At 68.1% G+C, this 18,335-nt stretch carries 14 protein-coding genes; 9 read left to right on the top strand and 5 right to left on the bottom strand.

Annotated features, from left to right (window positions below):
* Nucleotides 1-180 precede the first annotated feature (180 nt).
* From allB to BJF87_RS05230, 4 genes are all read left to right on the top strand, one after another.
* A complete protein-coding gene (gene allB, locus BJF87_RS05215) occupies nt 181-1,575 on the top strand; it encodes an allantoinase AllB (RefSeq protein WP_075862763.1) in 1,395 nt (464 codons plus the stop codon).
* A gap of 52 nt (nt 1,576-1,627) precedes the next feature.
* Nucleotides 1,628-3,976 carry a helicase-associated domain-containing protein gene (locus BJF87_RS05220; protein WP_075862764.1) on the top strand — a complete coding sequence of 783 codons (2,349 nt, stop codon included), beginning with the start codon at nt 1,628-1,630 and terminating at the stop codon, nt 3,974-3,976.
* Nucleotides 3,977-4,175: 199 nt separating this feature from the next.
* Complete coding sequence (locus BJF87_RS05225) at nt 4,176-5,099, top strand: oxygenase MpaB family protein (RefSeq protein WP_075862765.1); 924 nt, start codon at nt 4,176-4,178, stop codon at nt 5,097-5,099.
* Between the two features lie 55 nt (nt 5,100-5,154).
* Complete coding sequence (locus BJF87_RS05230) at nt 5,155-6,825, top strand: DNA repair helicase XPB (protein WP_329602405.1); 1,671 nt, start codon at nt 5,155-5,157, stop codon at nt 6,823-6,825.
* A gap of 127 nt (nt 6,826-6,952) precedes the next feature.
* On the opposite strand, the gene BJF87_RS05235 is transcribed toward BJF87_RS05230, so the two are convergent.
* Both BJF87_RS05235 and BJF87_RS05240 read right to left on the bottom strand, forming a co-directional pair.
* The gene (locus tag BJF87_RS05235; protein WP_035753156.1) at nt 6,953-8,680 is read right to left on the bottom strand and encodes a serine/threonine-protein kinase; all 1,728 of its coding nucleotides are present in this window, start codon (nt 8,678-8,680) and stop codon (nt 6,953-6,955) included.
* 130 nt (nt 8,681-8,810) lie between these two features.
* Nucleotides 8,811-9,365, bottom strand: a complete 555-nt coding sequence (locus tag BJF87_RS05240; RefSeq protein ID WP_075862766.1) for a pyridine nucleotide-disulfide oxidoreductase — start codon at nt 9,363-9,365, stop codon at nt 8,811-8,813.
* Nucleotides 9,366-9,466: 101 nt separating this feature from the next.
* Here BJF87_RS05240 and BJF87_RS05245 point away from each other — a divergent pair, with 101 nt between their 5' ends.
* Nucleotides 9,467-10,633, top strand: a complete 1,167-nt coding sequence (locus BJF87_RS05245; RefSeq protein WP_035753159.1) for a pyridoxal phosphate-dependent aminotransferase — start codon at nt 9,467-9,469, stop codon at nt 10,631-10,633.
* Between the two features lie 243 nt (nt 10,634-10,876).
* Here BJF87_RS05245 and BJF87_RS05250 read toward each other — a convergent pair whose 3' ends face one another.
* Nucleotides 10,877-11,860 (bottom strand): LLM class F420-dependent oxidoreductase, encoded by a 984-nt coding sequence (locus BJF87_RS05250; protein WP_035753161.1) that lies wholly within the window; start codon nt 11,858-11,860, stop codon nt 10,877-10,879.
* 98 nt (nt 11,861-11,958) lie between these two features.
* On the opposite strand from BJF87_RS05250, the gene BJF87_RS05255 reads away from it, so the two are divergent.
* From BJF87_RS05255 to BJF87_RS05265, 3 genes are read left to right on the top strand one after another with little or no spacing between them, the layout of a single operon-like run.
* Nucleotides 11,959-12,540: a TetR/AcrR family transcriptional regulator gene (locus tag BJF87_RS05255; RefSeq protein ID WP_035753163.1), complete on the top strand. Its 582-nt coding sequence runs from the start codon at nt 11,959-11,961 to the stop codon at nt 12,538-12,540.
* Nucleotides 12,533-14,074: an NAD(P)/FAD-dependent oxidoreductase gene (locus BJF87_RS05260; protein WP_075862767.1), complete on the top strand. Its 1,542-nt coding sequence runs from the start codon at nt 12,533-12,535 to the stop codon at nt 14,072-14,074. Before BJF87_RS05255 ends, BJF87_RS05260 begins: the two co-directional genes overlap by 8 nt.
* The gene (locus BJF87_RS05265; protein ID WP_075862768.1) at nt 14,071-15,792 is read left to right on the top strand and encodes a GMC oxidoreductase; all 1,722 of its coding nucleotides are present in this window, start codon (nt 14,071-14,073) and stop codon (nt 15,790-15,792) included. Before BJF87_RS05260 ends, BJF87_RS05265 begins: the two co-directional genes overlap by 4 nt.
* A 57-nt stretch (nt 15,793-15,849) precedes the next feature.
* Here BJF87_RS05265 and BJF87_RS05270 read toward each other — a convergent pair whose 3' ends face one another.
* Complete coding sequence (locus BJF87_RS05270; protein ID WP_006360613.1) at nt 15,850-16,479, bottom strand: alpha-ketoglutarate-dependent dioxygenase AlkB; 630 nt, start codon at nt 16,477-16,479, stop codon at nt 15,850-15,852.
* A 330-nt stretch (nt 16,480-16,809) separates the two neighbouring features.
* Here BJF87_RS05270 and BJF87_RS05275 point away from each other — a divergent pair, with 330 nt between their 5' ends.
* Nucleotides 16,810-17,322, top strand: coding sequence for a hypothetical protein (locus BJF87_RS05275; protein ID WP_006360612.1), 513 nt, complete (start codon nt 16,810-16,812; stop codon nt 17,320-17,322).
* A gap of 77 nt (nt 17,323-17,399) precedes the next feature.
* Here BJF87_RS05275 and BJF87_RS05280 read toward each other — a convergent pair whose 3' ends face one another.
* Entirely contained in the window at nt 17,400-18,287 is an 888-nt protein-coding gene (locus BJF87_RS05280; protein ID WP_075862769.1) for an oxidoreductase, read from the bottom strand.
* Nucleotides 18,288-18,335: the final 48 nt, after the last annotated feature.

Here is an 18,335-nt window from a genome sequence, read left to right on the forward strand (position 1 = left end):
TCAGGGTTCCGCGTTGGTGAAGGTTAGCGCCCGCGTGCGGGGCGTTGTCAATAGCATCGCTCAGCGCTACTCGCGAGTCACGTTTCCGAAATCGCGACGCGACATTCCACGATGAGGAATCTGCTGGGTTAGTCTCTGGAACGAACCCAGGACACGGCGATCAGCAAGGAGTCCCGCCCCATGACCTCAGAAACCGGTGCCCCGGCCCCTCTCTCCGACGCCGCCACGGACTCGACCGCTGCGCCGTTCGACCTGGTCGTCCGCGGTGAACAGACCCTGACGACCGCGGGCATCGTGGCGCGCGAGATCGGAATCCGCGACGGCCGCGTGGTCGCCATCGAGCCGCTCGGCAGCGGGCTCGTCGGCACCGAGGTCATCGAACTGGCCGACGACCAGGTGATGATCCCCGGATTGGTGGACACCCATGTCCACGTCAACGAGCCCGGCCGCACCGAATGGGAGGGCTTCGACTCGGCCACCCGCGCGGCCGCCGCCGGTGGCGTCACCACGCTCATCGACATGCCGCTCAACTCGATCCCGCCGACCGTCAACGTCGACGCCCTCGCCGAGAAGCGCGCCGCCGCGCAGGGCAAGACCCACATCGACGTCGGCTTCTGGGGTGGCGCCATCCCCGGCAACGAGGACGACCTGCGCGGCCTGCACGACGCGGGCGTGTTCGGCTTCAAGTGCTTCCTGCTGCATTCGGGCGTCGACGAGTTCCCGCACCTGACGGCCGACGAGATGGAAGCCGACATGGCCGAGCTCGCCGAGTTCGACTCGCTGATGATCGTCCACGCCGAGGACTCCCGCGCCATCGACCACGCGCCGTCCCCCGAGGGCGACGAGTACGCCCGCTTCCTCGCCTCACGCCCGCGCGGCGCCGAGAACCTGGCCATCGCCGAGGTCATCGAGCGTGCCCGCTGGACCGGCGTCCGCGCACACGTGCTGCACCTGTCGTCGTCGGATGCCCTGCCGATGCTGGCCAGCGCCAAGCGCGACGGCGTGAAGATCACGGTCGAGACCTGCCCGCACTACCTCACCCTGCTGGCCGAAGAGGTCCCCAACGGCGCGACCGCCTTCAAGTGCTGCCCGCCCATCCGCGAGGCCGGCAACCGTGAGTTGCTGTGGGAGGGACTGCTCGACGGCACGATCGACTGCATCGTCTCCGACCACTCGCCGTCGACCATCGACCTCAAGGACCCCGAGAACGGTGACTTCGGCGTCGCCTGGGGCGGGGTGGCCTCACTGCAGCTCGGACTGTCGCTGATCTGGTCGGAGGCCAAGAAGCGCGGCATCGGCCTGCCGCAGGTCATCGAGTGGATGGCGTCGAAGCCCGCTGATCTCGCCGGCCTGCCGACCAAGGGCCGCATCGCCCTCGGCTGCGACGCCGACTTCGCCGTCTTCGAGCCGGAGTCCGCGCAGATCGTCGACGTCAACCGACTGCACCACAAGAACGCGATCAGTCCGTACGACGGCCGCGCACTGGCCGGCGTGGTCAAGGGGACCTGGGTTCGCGGGCAGAAGGTGGACTTCGAAACGGCTCGCGGCCGGATGCTGCGCCGCGGCGACGTCTGAGGGCTGCCGCACCGGAGGTGGCGATTACACACCGACCGGTAAAGTCGATCGAATGAGTTCGGATGACCAGCACGCCGGCCTGGCCGAGGAGTTGGCCGCGCGTTCCGACGACGAGCTCACCGAGCTGCTGATCGAACGCCCCGACCTCGCCTCCCCCACCCCGCAGGGCACGCGTGTGCTGGCGCAGCGTGCGCTGTCCGCGGCGTCGCTGGCGCTGGCCGGTGAGGATCTCGACGTCTTGGCGATCGCCGTCCTCGAGCAGGCGATCGCCCTGGGCAGCCGCAAGGCCACGAAGACCAAGCGCCCGTCGGAAACCATGATCGTCAAGTCGTTGTCCGGGCGCGCCGCGGCCAAGGACGTCCGCGCCCGCATCGACCTCCTTCGACGCCGCGCGATCCTGTGGGGCGACAAGACCTCGCTCTGCGCGGGCGAGCACGTCGACTCCGCGATGCCCTGGCGGTCACCACATCTCACCGGACCGCTCGCGGGCCGGAGCGGCGAGGAGATCGCCGCGATGGTCGCCGACCTCGACGAGCGGCCGAAAGAACTCCTGGAGACCCTCGCCCGCGGTCCGGCGCTGGGCCGCAGCCGCGACGCCGATCCCGACGCCGACCCGAGCACACCCGTCGCGCAACTGATCTCGTCGGGTCTGCTGGCCCGCGTCGACAATCAGACCGTCGAACTCCCGCCGATGGTCGGCGCGGTGATCCGCGACGAACCCGCTTGGCGCACCGACGATCTCACTCCCCCACCGCTGCACGAGGCCGGCCTCAAGCCGCGTTTCCCGGCGAAAGCGGTCGACGCCGCGGCGGGCGGCGAGGCACTCGAACTCATCCGCCACCTCACCTCGCTGATCAACATCCTCGGCGCCACCCCCGCGACGGTCCTGCGGTCGGGGGCGCTCGGTGTCCGCGAACTCCGGCGCCTGTCGAAGCTCTCCGGCATCGAGACGCAGCGCGTCGCATTCCTGATCGAGCTCGCCGGCTACCTGCGGATCATCGACGCCGGGTTCCCGGAACCGCCGCCGCCCAACGACTCCGGCGAACAATCCTTCGCGCCGACCTCCACCGCGGACACCTGGCTGCACCAGCCACGTGAGCGTCAATGGTTGTCCCTCGCCGACGCCTGGCTGCACATGCCCCGACGCGCCTGGCAGGTCGGCGACCCCGACCGCGACGGCAACGCGATGGCCACCCTGTCCGCCGATCTCCACGACGCGTACGCGCCGATCCAGCGGCAGCTCATCCTGTCGACGCTGGCCCACGCCGACCCCGCGGTCGCGGTGACGCCCGACGCCGTGCTGGCGAGCCTGCACTGGCACCGTCCCCGCCAGATCCGACGCTTCAGCAAACGCCTCGTCGCCGAAACCCTGCGTGAGGCACGCGAGATCGGGCTCGTCGCACACGATGCGCTGACCACCGTCGGCCGGGCATACACCGTCGATCCGCCGGACGATGCCGATCCCGCCGACGCCGACGCAGCGGTGCTGGCGGCGATGCGCGCCGTGCTGCCCGAACCGGTGGACCACTTCCTCACCCAGGCCGACCTGACCCTCACCGTGCCGGGTCCGATGACGCCCGAACTCGCGGAGCAGGTCGAACTCGTCGCCGACCTCGAATCCGGCGGCGCCGCATCGGTGTACCGGATCACCCCGGAGAGCGTTCGACGCGCCCTCGACGCCGGACGCAGCAGCAACGAGCTGTTGTCGATGTTCACCACGCACTCGAGAACTCCGGTGCCGCAGTCGCTCTCGTACCTCATCGAGGACGTCGCCCGGAAACACGGGCAACTCCGCGTCGGCGTCGCGTCGGCGTTCATCCGCTGCGAGGACCCGACGGTCCTGGCCGCGGTGCTACGCAGCCCGGCCGCCGAGCCGCTCGCACTGCGGGCACTCGCCCCAACCGTGGCGATCTCACCGTCCGAGGTGCGCGAGGTCATCGACCAGTTGCGTGCCGCGGGTTTCGCTCCGGCAGGCGAGGATTCGACAGGCGCCGTCGTCGACCTCCGCGAACGCGGCAGCCGCGTCACCGTGTCGCGGGCCCGCCGCCAGGCCCAGCCGCGTCGCAGCGCGCCGTCGGAGGAACAACTCCGGTCCGTGGTCGGCCGCATCCGTTCGACCGACCGCGCCGCCGCGGCCACCCCGGTTCGCAGCACCTCGGCGTCGACGCCGGTGCGCGCCACCGGCAGCGGCGAGTCGGCCACCGCACTCATCCAGCTCGCACTGCGCGCCAAGCGCCGGCTCCGCGTCGGCTATGTCGACGCCCAGGGGTCGGCCAGCCGCCACGTCGTGACCCCGAAGGTCCTCGGCGCCGGTCAGCTCGTCGCCGTCGAAGAGGGCAGCGACACCGAGCAGCGATTCTCGCTCCACCGCCTGACCAGCGTCGAACTGCTCGACGCCTAGCCTCCGAGGGCCGATCCTCACCCGCTGCCCACCCAACCACCGGTCGACTTCAACCCGACCTGCAGACTTCGATCGACGTCCACCGGTCGAGTTGAGGTTCGGCAGTCGGGATCCCCACCGCAATGACACGACCTGTGACATCCGTCTCACAATCTTGGTAGGCTCGCGGATACTCAGCGCCGAGGAAAGCTGGCCCGTCATGACCGCTGTACGCCACCTCACCGACGCCTCCGCCGGGGTACTGGACACCTACCAGCACGATCTCGTACATCGGATCAAGCCACCGTCACGACGCCGCCGCGTGAAACGTCCGGTCGACCTCGTCACCGTCATCGGTCCGACGCTCTCCGTCGCGAACGTGATCATGCAGCTGTCCAACCCTAAGGTCGGGTACGGCGTGCACGAGAGCCGCGTTCCGCAGGGCAACGCCATCAAGCGCCCGGTCAAGCGGGCCCGCACCACCGGTACGTACCTGGCCGTCGCGCTGGTGGGCAGCGACTCCGACAAGGAGTACATCCACAACTGCGTCGGCCGTGTGCACGACCAGGTGTATTCGACCGGGACCAGCCCGGTTCGCTACAGCGCCAACGACTCGCGCCTGCAGCTGTGGGTGGCGGTGTGCCTGCTCAAGTACTTCATCGACCAGTACGAGCTGATCTACGGACCGCTCTCCGCCGCCGAACGGCACATGGTCCTCACCGAGGCGCATCCGCTCGGCACCGCGCTCAACGTGCCCCGGGACAAGTGGCCGGCCACCTACGACGAGCTCCTCGTCTACTGGAACAGCCAGCTGGCCGAACTCCGGATCGACGAGCCGGTGCGGCAGGAACTGCAGAGCCTCGCCGACCTCTCGTTCCTCGAGTTCCGCGCCGGCGTCGTCGGCACCATCGCCCACAAGACCCTCGGTGGTTTCCTCACCTATGCCATCAACGCCGGGCTCCCACCGGAGTTCCGGTCGATGATGGGCTGGACGTGGACCGAGGACGACGCCCGTCGCTACCAGGCACTTCTCTCCGCACTGCGCGTCGTCGACCCGGTCGTGGCGCCGGTATTGCGCGGCATCTTCCGGCTGAACATCGTCGACCTGCGGGTGCGCCGCCGCCTCGGCATCCCCGTGTTCTGACCCACAAAGAGGCCCGTCGCTGACAATCACCGCTCCTATCTGGACAATGGAGCGGGTGACCGATGGACCCCTGATCGTGCAATCCGACAAGACCCTGCTGCTCGAGGTCGACCACCCCGATGCGCAGGCGGCTCGTCAGGCGATCGCACCTTTCGCCGAACTCGAACGTGCCCCCGAGCACGTCCACACCTACCGGGTCACCCCGCTCGCGCTGTGGAACGCCCGCGCCGCCGGTCACGACGCCGAACAGGTCGTCGACGCGCTGGTCACCTTCTCGCGCTACGCCGTCCCGCAGCCGCTGCTGATGGACGTCGTCGACACGATGGGACGCTTCGGCCGGCTGCAGCTGGTCAAGCATCCCGCGCACGGACTGACCCTCGTCAGCCTCGACCGTGCCGTGCTGCTCGAGGTCATGAGGCACAAGAAGGTCGCCCCGATGCTCGGTGCGCAGATCGACGACGACACGGTCATCGTGCATCCGTCCGAGCGCGGACGCCTCAAACAGGTCCTGTTGAAGGTCGGCTGGCCGGCCGAGGACCTCGCCGGGTACGTCGACGGCGAGGCGCACCCCATCGAGCTGGACCAGGACGACTGGCACCTGCGCGACTACCAGGAGATGGCGGCCGACTCGTTCTGGGCCGGCGGCTCCGGTGTCGTCGTGCTGCCGTGTGGTGCGGGTAAGACGATGGTCGGCGCGGCCGCGATGGCCAAGGCCGGTGCCACCACCCTCATCCTGGTGACCAACACCGTCGCCGGCCGGCAGTGGAAGCGCGAGCTCATCGCGCGGACCACGCTGACCGAGGAGGAGATCGGCGAGTACTCCGGCGAGCGCAAGGAGATCCGTCCGGTCACCATCGCGACCTATCAGGTGATGACGCGAAAGTCGAAGGGCGAGTATCGGAATCTCGACCTCTTCGACTCCCGCGACTGGGGCCTGATCATCTACGACGAGGTGCACCTGCTGCCCGCACCGGTCTTCCGGATGACCGCCGACCTGCAGTCGCGCCGACGCCTCGGCCTCACCGCAACGCTCGTTCGTGAGGACGGCCGCGAGGGTGACGTCTTCTCCCTCATCGGCCCCAAGCGCTACGACGCCCCGTGGAAGGACATCGAAGCGCAGGGCTGGATCGCACCGGCCGAGTGCATCGAGGTCCGGGTGACCCTCACCGACGAGGAGCGTCTGCAGTACGCGGTCGCCGAGCCGGAGGAGAAGTACAAGCTCTGCTCCACCGCGCACACCAAGGTCAACGTCGTGAAGGCGATCCTGAACAAGCACAAGGGTCAGCAGACGCTGGTCATCGGCGCCTACATCGACCAGCTCGAAGAGCTCGGCCGCGAACTCGACTGCCCGGTCATCCAGGGGTCGACGAAGAACAAGGAGCGCGAGATCCTGTTCGACCGCTTCCGTTCCGGCGAGCTGCAGACCCTCGTCGTGTCGAAGGTCGCCAACTTCTCCATCGACCTGCCCGAGGCGTCCGTTGCCGTCCAGGTGTCGGGCACGTTCGGCTCGCGCCAAGAGGAGGCCCAGCGCCTCGGTCGCCTGCTGCGGCCGAAACACGATGGCGGACAGGCACACTTCTACTCGGTGGTCTCTCGCGACACCCTCGACGCCGACTACGCCGCCCACCGGCAGCGCTTCCTCGCCGAACAGGGCTACGCGTACCGCATCACCGACGCCGACGACCTCCTCGGCCCGACCATCGGCGACACCACCCCGGCGGACTGACCGGGGTTCCCCCTCCCTGACCTGCTGAAACACGCCCCTGGGAACCACCCTGCACAGGCGGGCCGGTGACATGGTGCGCCGGGTCGCCTGCGCAGGGCGGATCCTGGGGGCGCTTTTCGGTGGCCCCTCACACCTCCATCAAGCAGTACCCGATCGACTCGGGCTGGAAGAACGTCCAGCGGGCCTCGCCGGCAGCGCAGGTGACGGTCGACGCGCCTCGCCTGGTCACCTGCGCGAGCACCGTCCGCAACGCGGGTGCACTCGTGCACGGGACCTCGCGATAATCGGCCAGCGATCCGTCCTCATTCGGGATCAGGTAGCAGAGTCCTTCGTAGAAGTTCGGGGTGAGGCACAGCTTCCGGGTGCTGTTCGGGAAGGTCAGCGTCGAATTCTGTTCGCTGGCACAGGGAGTCGCGGTGGCGATGATCGACGCGGTGTAGAAGTTCATGCCCGACGAGTCGCAGTCCACCTCCGATGCGAGCACCGTCGCCGACGACCCAGCCTGCATGGCGATGGTGACGCACTCGCCGACCTGAACGTCGTCGGGACCCGTGACCGACAGCGGCGTCGTGTCGGTGGTGCGCGCCGCGGGGCTCTGGCTCGGAGTGGTCGCGGTGGTCACCACCGGCGCCGAAGCGGTCGTCGACGTCCCGGCGGCTTCCGGTGCGGACGACACCTTGGTCGCCACGTAGACGACGCCGGCGACGATCGCGAGCACGAGGACCAGCGCCAGCGCACCGAGCGCGATCAGCACCCCCGACCCCTTCTTCTCGGGCGGCGGCGGGTAGCCGGGTTGCGACGAATAGCCCTGGTAGCCGCCGGGATACGTGCCCGGCGGTGGTTGCCCGGGCGGAGTGCCCTGCGTACCCGGTGGAGTGCCCTGCGTACCCGGTGGAGAGGCGGCGTACGACGGCTGCCCCGCATACGGCGGGTGCGATGGCCGCGCGGGTGGGGGTGGCTGCTGAATGCCCGGCTGCCGATAGGGAGCGCCCGGCGGTGGTGGTGCCGGTTCGCGGGTGGTCAGTGCATTCTCGAGTGCGACGCCGAACTCCCGGCACGACGGGTAGCGACGCTCGGGCTCCTTGGCCAACGCGCGACTGAACACCGCGTCGGCGGCGGGTGAGATCCCGGGACGCAGGCTCGACAGTCGCGGGGGCATCGACTGCAGGTGGTGGGCGATGATCGACGCCGTGCTCGCGCCCTGGAACGGCGGCCGGCCGGTGAGGAGTTCGAAGACGGTGGCGGCGAGCGCGTACTGGTCGGCGCGGGCGTCGACCGCGTCGCCCAGTAGTTGCTCCGGCGCCGCGTAAGCCACGGTGCCGAGGAAGACGTTCGTCGACGTCAGGTGGCTGACGTCCTGCTCGGACTTGGCGATCCCGAAGTCCGCGAGCAACACTCGCGGTTCCGGACCGTCGAGGCCCTGCAGCAGGATGTTGGCGGGTTTGACGTCGCGGTGCAGCAGACCGGTCGCGTGGGCACGGTCGAGGGCGGCGCCGACGGACCGGACGATGGCGATCACGATCTGGGGATCGAGGCCCTGCGGGGTCTTCCGCAGCAGTTTGAGGGCGTCGATACCGTCGATGAACTCCATCGCGATCCACAGATGACCGTCGTACTCACCGGAGTTGAAGATCGTGACGATCGACGGATGCACGACGCTCGACGCATGTTCGGCCTCTTTGACGAAGCGCTGCCGGTACATCGGGTCGCGGCTGAGTTCTGCGGGAAGGACCTTCAGCGCCTCGTTGCGCGGCAGATGCGGGTGCCGGGCCAAGTAGATCTCGCCCATACCGCCTCGACCGATGAGTCGGATGATCGTGTAACCGGCGAAGTGCTCGCCGGGATTCCGCGGCATCGCCCCTCCTCATCCTCCTCGGGCAGGTTCGCTCAGTCTGCACCGCCAGATCGTGCGCGGCGACCACAATGCGTCCCGACGTCACGCAACGCCCACCACCCCGGGCCGCCGGCTTCAGACGGCGACGGCGTCAGGCACCCGAGAGCGACGCCAGGCAGAACACGCACGGTTCGGGCTTGTCATAGGTGGCCTTGACCTGGCCTTCGGCGCATTCGAGGGAGCCGTCGCCGTCCGTCTCGACGCGATAGATCACCGCTTCCGAGCCGGCATCGGCGTTGCAGTCGACCTCCTTGAAGTCGACCAGCGAGCCACCTGCCGACTGCGGGATCTCGTAGCACTGGCCCTCCACGAAGTTCGGCATCAAACAGAGGCGATCGGAGGTGTCCGGGAAGGTCAGGTAGTTCTCGAACTCGCCGCACTCGCCGGGCACGACCTGCGACGCGATGAAGGTCATCCCGTCGGCGTCACACTCCGCCTTCGTCGCCTCGACGTTCGACTTGTCTCCATCGGTCGATCTGACCTGCACACATTGCCCGATCGCCACATCCGTGGGCTTGGAGACGTTGTTGGTCACGCGGTCGACCGAGGAACACGCGCCCACGAGGAACAGCGCGGCACACGCCACGATCGCGATGACGGTACGTCCCGCACGACCATGCTGGTGACCCACTACCGGCGCTGCCATGCGAGGGATCGTACGCTGCAGCGACGTTGCAAAGCGCAGAAATCGGGCAGGTCGGATCGAGTCCCGATTCTGCGCCCCGGCCGATGTGCCACCCTGGACCCATGTCATTCGAGAGCAGGACCGCAACCCGCTTGCGGCCGTTCATGACCACGATCTTCGCCGAGATGTCGGCCCTCGCCGTGGAGCACGGCGCCATCAATCTGGGGCAGGGCTTCCCCGACACCGACGGGCCGGAGTCGATGCTCGAGGCCGCCCGCCGCGCCATCACCGACGGCCACAACCAGTATCCGCCCGGGATCGGCGTCCCGGAGCTGCGGCATGCGGTCGCGCGCCATCAGCGCGAGCAGTACGGCCTCGACTACGACCCCGACCGCGAGGTGCTCATCACCGTCGGGGCCACCGAGGCGATTGCCGGCGCCGTCGTCGGGCTCATCGAACCGGGCGACGAGGTCATCATGATCGAGCCCTACTACGACGCCTACGCGGCGACCGCGGCAATGGCCGTAGGTGTTCGACGCGTCGTGCCACTCATCCCCGACGGCGACGGTTTCCGTCTGGACCGCGAACGCCTCGCGGATGCCTTCGGACCGAAAAGCGCGGTGTTCATGCTGAATACACCGCACAACCCGACCGGCACCGTGCTCTCCGACGACGATCTCGCCGAGATCGCGCGACTCTGCATCGAATTCGACGTGATCGTGGTGGCCGACGAGGTGTACGAACACCTGGTGTTCGACGGCCGCATCCACACGCCGATCGCGACACTGCCCGGAATGAAGGAGCGGACGCTCCGGATCTCGAGCGCCGCCAAGACATTCAACTGCACCGGCTGGAAGGTCGGCTGGATCAGCGGACCACCCGAGCTGATCGCCGCGACGAAAACGGCCAAGCAGTACATGTCCTACGTCGGGTCCGGGCCGTTCCAGCCGGCCGTTGCGCACGCCCTCGACAACGAACTCGGTTGGGTCCGGGCGTCGGCCGCCGCGCTGCAGAGCAAGCGCGACATGATCACCGCCGCCCTCCTCGACGCCGGTTTCGACGTCCATCGCAGCGAGGCAACGTATTTCGTTTGCGCCGACCCACGCCCCCTCGGTGTCGACAACGGCATCGAGTTCTGTCGGTCCCTACCGGAACGGATCGGCGTCGCCGCGGTCCCGGTCAGCGTGTTCGCCGACGACCGCGAGCCCTGGCACCACCTCGTCCGCTTCGCCTTCGCCAAACGCGACGACGTCATCGCCGACGCCGCGGAGCGGTTGCGCAAGCTGTGAAGCCTGCTCCTCTGGTAGAGAGCCCCCACTGCTCCTTGAGTAGCGAGCTTGCGAGCGTATCGAAAGGGAGCGACACGGCCCCCGCTCCCTGAGGTGCGAGGAGCGCAAGCGACGAGCCTCGAAGCGCCGGTGAGACACCGTCGCCCACCCAACCACCGGTCGACGTCAACCCGACCCGCAGACTTCGATCGACGTCTGCCGGTCGAGTTGAGGTTCGGCAGTCGGGGCTCCGGACGTCCCAGCTCACCGCAACGCGGGCACCACGTGCTCCTCGAACAACTCGAGGTCCTCGCGGTCGTGGGCGATGTTCGGGAAGTAGAAGATCCCGTAGGTCATACCGGCTGCCCTGAGCCCACGAAGGTTGTCCGCGACCTGCTCCGGGGTCCCGACCGCAGGCATCCCGCGAAACGCGCCCATGCTGCCCGACGCCGCTTCCGGCCCGACGATCTTCGCCATCCCCGCCTCGAGGTCGGCGAGCTTACGCTCGACGTCGGCATCGGTCTCACCGAGTATGACGTTGTAGTTCGACGACCGGACGATCGAATCGAAGTCGCGTCCGAGGTCGGCGCAATGCTGTTGCAGCACCGACGATTTGTGGGCGAATCCTTCGGGAGTGCCGTCGAAGTTGGTGTAATCGGCATACTGCGCCGCGATCCGCAGCGTCTTCTTCTCACCACCGCCGGCGATCCACAGCGGCAGCTTCCCGGCGGTCGGTTGCGGCTGACAGATCGCGTCGTTGACGGTGTAGTGCTTGCCGTCGAGGGTGGCGCGGCCGGTTTCCCACGCCTGCTTCATGATCTGCACGCCCTCGTCGAGCCGGGCGAGACGCTCACCGGCCGAAGGGAATCCATATCCGTAGGCGCGCCATTCGTGTTCGTACCAGCCGCCGCCGATGCCCATCTGCACGCGTCCACCGGAGATCAGGTCCGCGGTGGCGGCGACCTTCGCCAGGTACATCGGGTTGCGGTAGCTCATCGCGGTGCACATCTGTCCGATGTCGACGCGACTCGTGGTCGCGGCCAGCGCGGAAACGAGCGTCCACGCCTCATGCGTGGCCTCGTCGGTCGGCAGCGGGACGGTGTGGAAGTGGTCGTAGACCCAGACCGAGTCCCAGCCGGCGGATTCAGCACGGTTCGCCACCGACGACATCACCTCCCACTGGTTCGCCGGGTCGATGCCCACGAGATCAAGCCGCCAGCCCTGGGGAATGAAGAGTCCGAATCGCATGCCGTCGAACCTACCCCGCCCCCTCTGCCCCTCCAGGTCAGCGACAACGTGCCACATTTACAAGCAGTCCGGACTGTTTGTGTGTTACGCTCACCACTGTGACCGAGCCCACCAGCACCCCGCGACGGCGTACCCAGGCCGAGCGCACCGCGGCGACCCGCACCCGGGTCCTCGACGCCGCGGTCGAAGCACTGGTCGAGGTCGGCTATGCGGCCACCACCACCCAGGAGGTCAACCGGCGTGCGGGCGTCTCCCGCGGCGCGCTGCTGCACCACTTCCCCACCCGGGAATCCCTCGTCGTCGCGGCCGTCGGGCACCTCGTCGACCGCCGCCTCGAAGAAGTCCTGTCTCGCCCGCGCACCGGCGACGAGGGACTCGAGGTCCTGATCGAGTCGTTCAGCGGACCGCTGTTCGACGCCGCACTCGAACTCTGGGTGGCCGCACGCTGCGACGTCGAGCTGCGCACCGCGCTGATCCCGCTCGAACAGCGGGTGTCCGACGCCCTGGCCGTGGGTTGCGCCGAACTGTTCGGCGACCGCTACACCCCGGCCGAACTCGAACTCTCCATCGAACTCGCACGCGGCCTCGCGGTGTCGCGCATCCTGCGATCCCCCGACGCCGACCGCGAATACCTCGACCGACTTCTGCCCATCTGGAAGGACCTGTTGAACCATGGCTGACATCAGTTCGCTGCCCGAACACGTCGACGTTCTCGTCGTCGGCGTCGGATTCGGCGGCCTCTCCGCACTTCACCGGCTGCGCAAGGACCATCCCGGCCTGACGACCCTCGCGATCGAGCGCGCCGAGGGCGCCGGCGGGGTCTGGCGCGAGAACGACTACCCGGGTGCGGCCTGCGACGTCCCGACCTCGCTCTACTCGCTGTCCTTCGCCCCGAACCCGGACTGGTCGCACACCTACGGTCGACGCCACGAGATCCACAACTACCTGCGTTCCGTCGCCGCCGATTACGACGATCAGATCCGCTACAACTGCGCCCTGACCGCCGCCTGTTGGGACGGCGCCGCGCAGGAGTGGGTCGTCGACACGACGCAGGGTCAGATCCGGACCCGCTTTCTCGTCGCCGCGCCGGGCGCACTGTCCGAGCCGGGCCTGCCCGAGGTTCCGGGTGCCGACGAGTTCACCGGCACGATGTTCCACTCCGCCAAGTGGGATCACACCCACGACCTGCGCGGACGCAAGGTCGCCATCGTCGGCACCGGGGCGTCGGCGATCCAGATCGTGCCCGAGATCGTCGACACCGTCGAACATCTCACCGTCTTCCAGCGCACCCCCGCCTGGGTGGTGCCACGCCTCGACCGCAACATCGGCCCGATGGAACGCGCCCTCTACAAGCGCGTCCCCGGCGTCCACCGCCTGGTCCGCAAGATGGTGTGGGCCTACCGCGAGGCCTACGTGCTGATGATGGCACGCAACCCCAAGCTGCTGCCGATCGCGAAAACCCTTGCCCTGGCGCAGCTGCGGGTCCAGGTCCGCGACCGCGCCCTGCGCAAGCGTCTCACCCCCGAGTACACGATCGGCTGCAAGCGGATGCTGTTGACCAACAAGTGGTTCCCCGCCCTGCAGCGCGACAACGCCACCGTGACCGGCGCCATCACCCGCCTCACCGCGAACGGCGCCGTCGACGATCAGGGTCGTGAGCACGAGGTCGACACCGTCGTCTTCGCCACCGGGTTCACCCCCACCCAGCCGCCCATCGCGAAGGCCGTCACCGGTCGCGACGGACGTACCCTGGCCGAGGCCTGGCAGGGATCGCCGCGCGCCTACCGCGGTGTCGAGGTCCACGGCTTCCCGAATCTGTTCTTCCTGTACGGCCCCAACACCAACCTGGGCCACAGCTCGATCGTGCTGATGCTCGAGCCGCAGGCGTACTACATGTCGAAGACGATCGCCGAGGTCATCGGCTCCGGACACTCGACGTTCGAGGTCACCCAGGCCGCCCAGGACGCCTACAACGCCGACCTCGACCCCGAACTGGAACGCACCGTGTGGAATTCGGGCGGCTGCTCGAGCTGGTACCTCGACTCCACCGGCCGCAACTCGGTGATGTGGCCCAAGTTCACCAGCGACTTCCGCCGCCAGATGGCGTCCTTCGTGGCCGCCGACCACCGCTTCGACGACGCCATCCCGGCCGTCGCCGACACCGTCGAGACCACCGCCACCGACACCGATCCCGAAAGGACCCTCGCCCAGTGACCAGGACCGCGCGCACTGACGCCGACCACTACGACGCCATCGTCATCGGTTCCGGTTTCGGCGGCTCGGTGGCCGCCCTCCGGTTGACCGAGAAGGGATACCGAGTCGCGGTCGTCGAGTCGGGCCGTCGTTTCACCGACGCCGACCTGCCCAAGACCAGTTGGCGCCTCAAGGATTACGTGTGGGCGCCGGCGCTGGGCATGTTCGGTGTGCAGCGCATGCACCTGCTGCGCGACGTGCTGGTCATGGCCGGCGCGGGTGTCGGCGGCGGGTCGCTCAACTACGCGAACACGCTCTACCGGCCGCTCCCCGCATTCTTCGACGACCCGCACTGGGGTCGGATCACCGACTGGGCCGCCGAACTCGACCCCTACTACGACCAGGCATCGCGCATGCTCGGCGTGACCACCTACCCGAAGGTCACCCCCGCCGACCGCGTCATGCGTAAGGTCGCCGAGGACATGGGCGCCGGCGACACCTTCGTCCACACCCCCGTCGGGGTCTTCTTCGGCGAGCCGGGCAAGACCGTCGAAGACCCGTTCTTCGGCGGTGCCGGTCCCGCCCGCACCGGTTGTACCGACTGCGGCGCGTGCATGACCGGCTGCCCGGTCGGCGCGAAGAACACGCTGGTCAAGAACTATCTGTATCTCGCCGAACAGGCCGGTGCGACCGTCATCCCGATGACGACCGTCGACACCGTCCGCCCGCTGTCGGAGGGTGGGTACACGGTCGGATCGCATCGAACCGGTCGACGCTGGTCGCGTCGAGGACGCCGTTCGTTCACCGCCGATCACGTGGTGTTCGCGGCCGGCACGTACGGCACCAACAAGTTGCTGCTGGACATGCAGCAGAGCGGCAACCTGCCCGGCCTCTCGTCGCGCCTGGGCAAGGTGGTGCGCACCAACTCCGAGGCCGTCCTGGCCGCGACGGCCACCGACCTGAAGGTCGACTACACCGAGGGTGTGGCGATCACGTCGTCGTTCCACCCGAACGAGCACACCCATATCGAGCCGGTGCGATACGGCAAGGGCAGCAACCTGATCGGTCTGTTGCAGGCGATGCTCATCGACGGTGACAGTCGCCTGCCCCGACCGCTGGCGGCGATCGTGGAGATGATCCGGCACCCGCTGGTCACCCTGCGCGGGCTCTCGGTTCGACGCTGGTCGGAACGGACGATCATCGCCCTGGTGATGCAGACCGCCGACAACTCCCTCGAACTGTTCGCCCGTCGGGGCCGTTTCGGTCCGATGCTGCGCAGTAGGCAGGGTGCCGGCGATCCCCCGCCGACCTGGATCCCGGTCGGCCACGACGCCGTCCGCAAGATGGCCGACGAGATCGGCGGCGACGCCGGCGGTTCCATCGTCGACTGGTTGAACATCCCGATGACCGCACACTTCCTGGGCGGTTGCTCGATCGGCCGGTCCGCCGCGGACGGCGTCGTCGACCCGTATCACCGCGTGTTCAACCACCCCGGCCTGCACATCGTCGACGGTTCGACGGTGTCGGCGAACCTGGGCGTGAACCCGTCGCTGACGATCACCGCTCAGGCCGAACGCGCACTCGCGATGTGGCCGAATGCCGGTGAAGCCGACCCCCGTCCGGAGCTCGGTGCGTCGTACCAGCCGATCGCCCCGGTGCCACCGGTCCACCCGACGGTGCCCGAATACGCACCCGCCGCGCTGAGATTGCCGATCACGCCGATCTCCAACGCCGGCTGAGGTTCTCGTAGAAGTTGTGGGCGTATGACGTCCACAACTTCTACAAAGCCCAGTAAGTCACCACACCCCCGGCGGCCGCAGCTGGATGCTGATCCGGGCGCCGACGCCGCGCACCTTGGGAACCGCGTGTTCCCAGGTGCGTTGGCAGCTGCCACCCATGACGAGCAGGTCACCGGTCGACAGGGTGAACTTCAACGACTTCCCGCCGCCACGCGGCCGCAGCATCAGCGGTCGTGGGGCGCCGAGGGAGATGATCGCGACCATCGTGTCGTGCGTCGACGCCCGCCCGATGCGGTCCCCGTGCCATGCCACTGAATCGTTGCCGTCGCGGTAGAGGCTGATCCCGGCGGTCGCGAATCCTTCGGGCAACTCCTCGCGGTAATGCCGCGACAGCGATGACCGCATCTTGGTGATCAGCGCATCCGGAAACGGGTCGTCCTTCTGGTAGATCGACACGAGCCGCGGGACGTCGACGACGCGGTCGTACATCTGACGCCGCTCGGCCCGCCACGGGACGTCGCGTCGAAGCCGATCGAAGAGTTCGTCCGGCCCGCTGATCCAGCCTGGGCACAGGTCCACCCACGCGCCGTCGGTGAGCGGACGCCGCGTCGTCGAGGTCGACAGGTCCGACAGCGCCGGCTCCGCGGCCATCTCGGCGAACAACGATCCCTGGATGCCTATGGACATACACCCCACCGTACACCCGGATCGAACGCCTGTTCGACGGACGGCATGTCCGTGCCGTTCGCGCCCACCCTTCGAACGTGAGCGGAAACGGATCGAGAGAGCGGGTAAGGACCTACGGGACCCCCGTCCGCGCACGAGGCGTCCCTCACATTTTCGAGTAATGCTCGGACCATCGTCGACGCAGCTCAAGCAGCCCCTGGCCCGACGCGGCAGTGACGAAGCGCACATTCGGCTCACCACGAAAGGGCCGCGATGTGAGGTGGCCCACAGCACGGTCGCCGGGTCGATGCTTTAATCAATTCGTTATAAATCGTTACAAGGGGGAACTCGATGAAGCGCACCGGTATCGCCGGTCTGTTTGCTGCCGCCGCCATGCTGATCCCGATCGCGCCGGCGACCGCCGATCCGGTCGGCGATCTGTTCGGTAGCGCCAGCGGCAGCCTCGACTCCGGAAGTTCCGCGTTCGGGTCGTCGGGCGACAAGGTCACCCACTACGGCAAGCTCGGCCGCGCGGGCGCACGCAACGGCGTGAAGTCCATCAACGTCTGGGTCTACAACCCGAAGGGCGCCCGGGAGATCACTCCGGGAACCTTCGGCAAGAACTCGCGACTCGGCGTGCGCTGGAACTCCATCATCGACGCCGGCCCCATCGTCGACGGCAACGAGTGCCGCATGGAGGTCCGCCTCGCCGGACCGAAGGTGCCCAAGGAAGCCGCGCTGTACAAGACGCAGGACTGCACCGCGGTGAAGTCCTACTTCTTCAAGGGCGGCGGCAACTTCACCATCCGCGTCACCGACCTGGTCTCCGGCGCGTCGAACAGCATCGCGTTCTCGGTCCAGTAGTCACGCGAACCGCAGACACGAAGTGCGGGATGGATGCCGGTTTCCGGCACTCATCCCGCACTTTCGTCGTCAGGCGGTCAGCTCCCTGACACGTCGAACTTCTCCCCGGTCAGCTTCTCCGACTCCGCCCAGAGCGCCGCACGGAAGTCGGCGTCGTCGGCCGCCTTCTTGTACTTGTTCCGTCCGGGCGCGCCGTGCAGCCCGAAGAATTTCGTCGGTCCGTAGTAGGTGCCGGACGGCAGACCCGACATCGTCGCGGCGTACAGCTGCGGCAGGGCTCCGTCGGCGGCCGGCTGCGCGATGGGCAGCTTGTTCGACAGCTTCGCCAGGACATCCATGAAGTTCTCGCTCCGACCCTGCAATTCCGTTGCGGCATAACCGGGGTGGGCGATGAACGACTGCTTCGACGACCCGGCCTCCGCCAACCGCTTGGCGAGTTCGAGGCCGAACATGAGGTTGGCCATCTTGGAGTCCCCGTAGGCCTGCCAGCGGCGATAGCGGCGCTTCTCCCAGTTGAGGTCGTCGAGCGCGATGTTCCCGATCTGGTGCACGCCCGACGACACGGTGACGACGCGGTCGGTGATCTTCGGCAGCAGCAACGCGGTGAGCGCGAAGTGGCCGAGATGGTTGGTGCCGATCTGCATCTCGAAGCCGTCGGCGGTGCGTCGCAGCGGTACGGCCATCAGTCCGGCGTTGTTGATGAGGACGTCGGCGCCGGTGAAACTCGACGCGAACGAGCGAACCGACGCGAGATCCGCGAGGTCGAGTTGGGCAACGGTCGCGTTGGGTCCCAGTTTCGACGCCACGGCGTCGGCCTTGGCGGTGTTGCGGCACGCCAGGATGACGTTGGCGCCGGCACCGACGAGCGCTTTCGCCGTCTCGGCACCGAGGCCGCTGTTCGCGCCGGTCACCACGAAGGTGCGACCCGTCTGATCCGGAATGTTCGCTGACGTCCAACCGTTCATCGCAGCCCCCAGGGATGGTGTGTCGGTCCGACGTCCTCGCCGCGACCC

Origin of the sequence: Gordonia sp. CNJ-863, assembly GCF_001942325.1 — a bacterium.
Lineage (GTDB): Bacteria > Actinomycetota > Actinomycetes > Mycobacteriales > Mycobacteriaceae > Gordonia > Gordonia alkanivorans.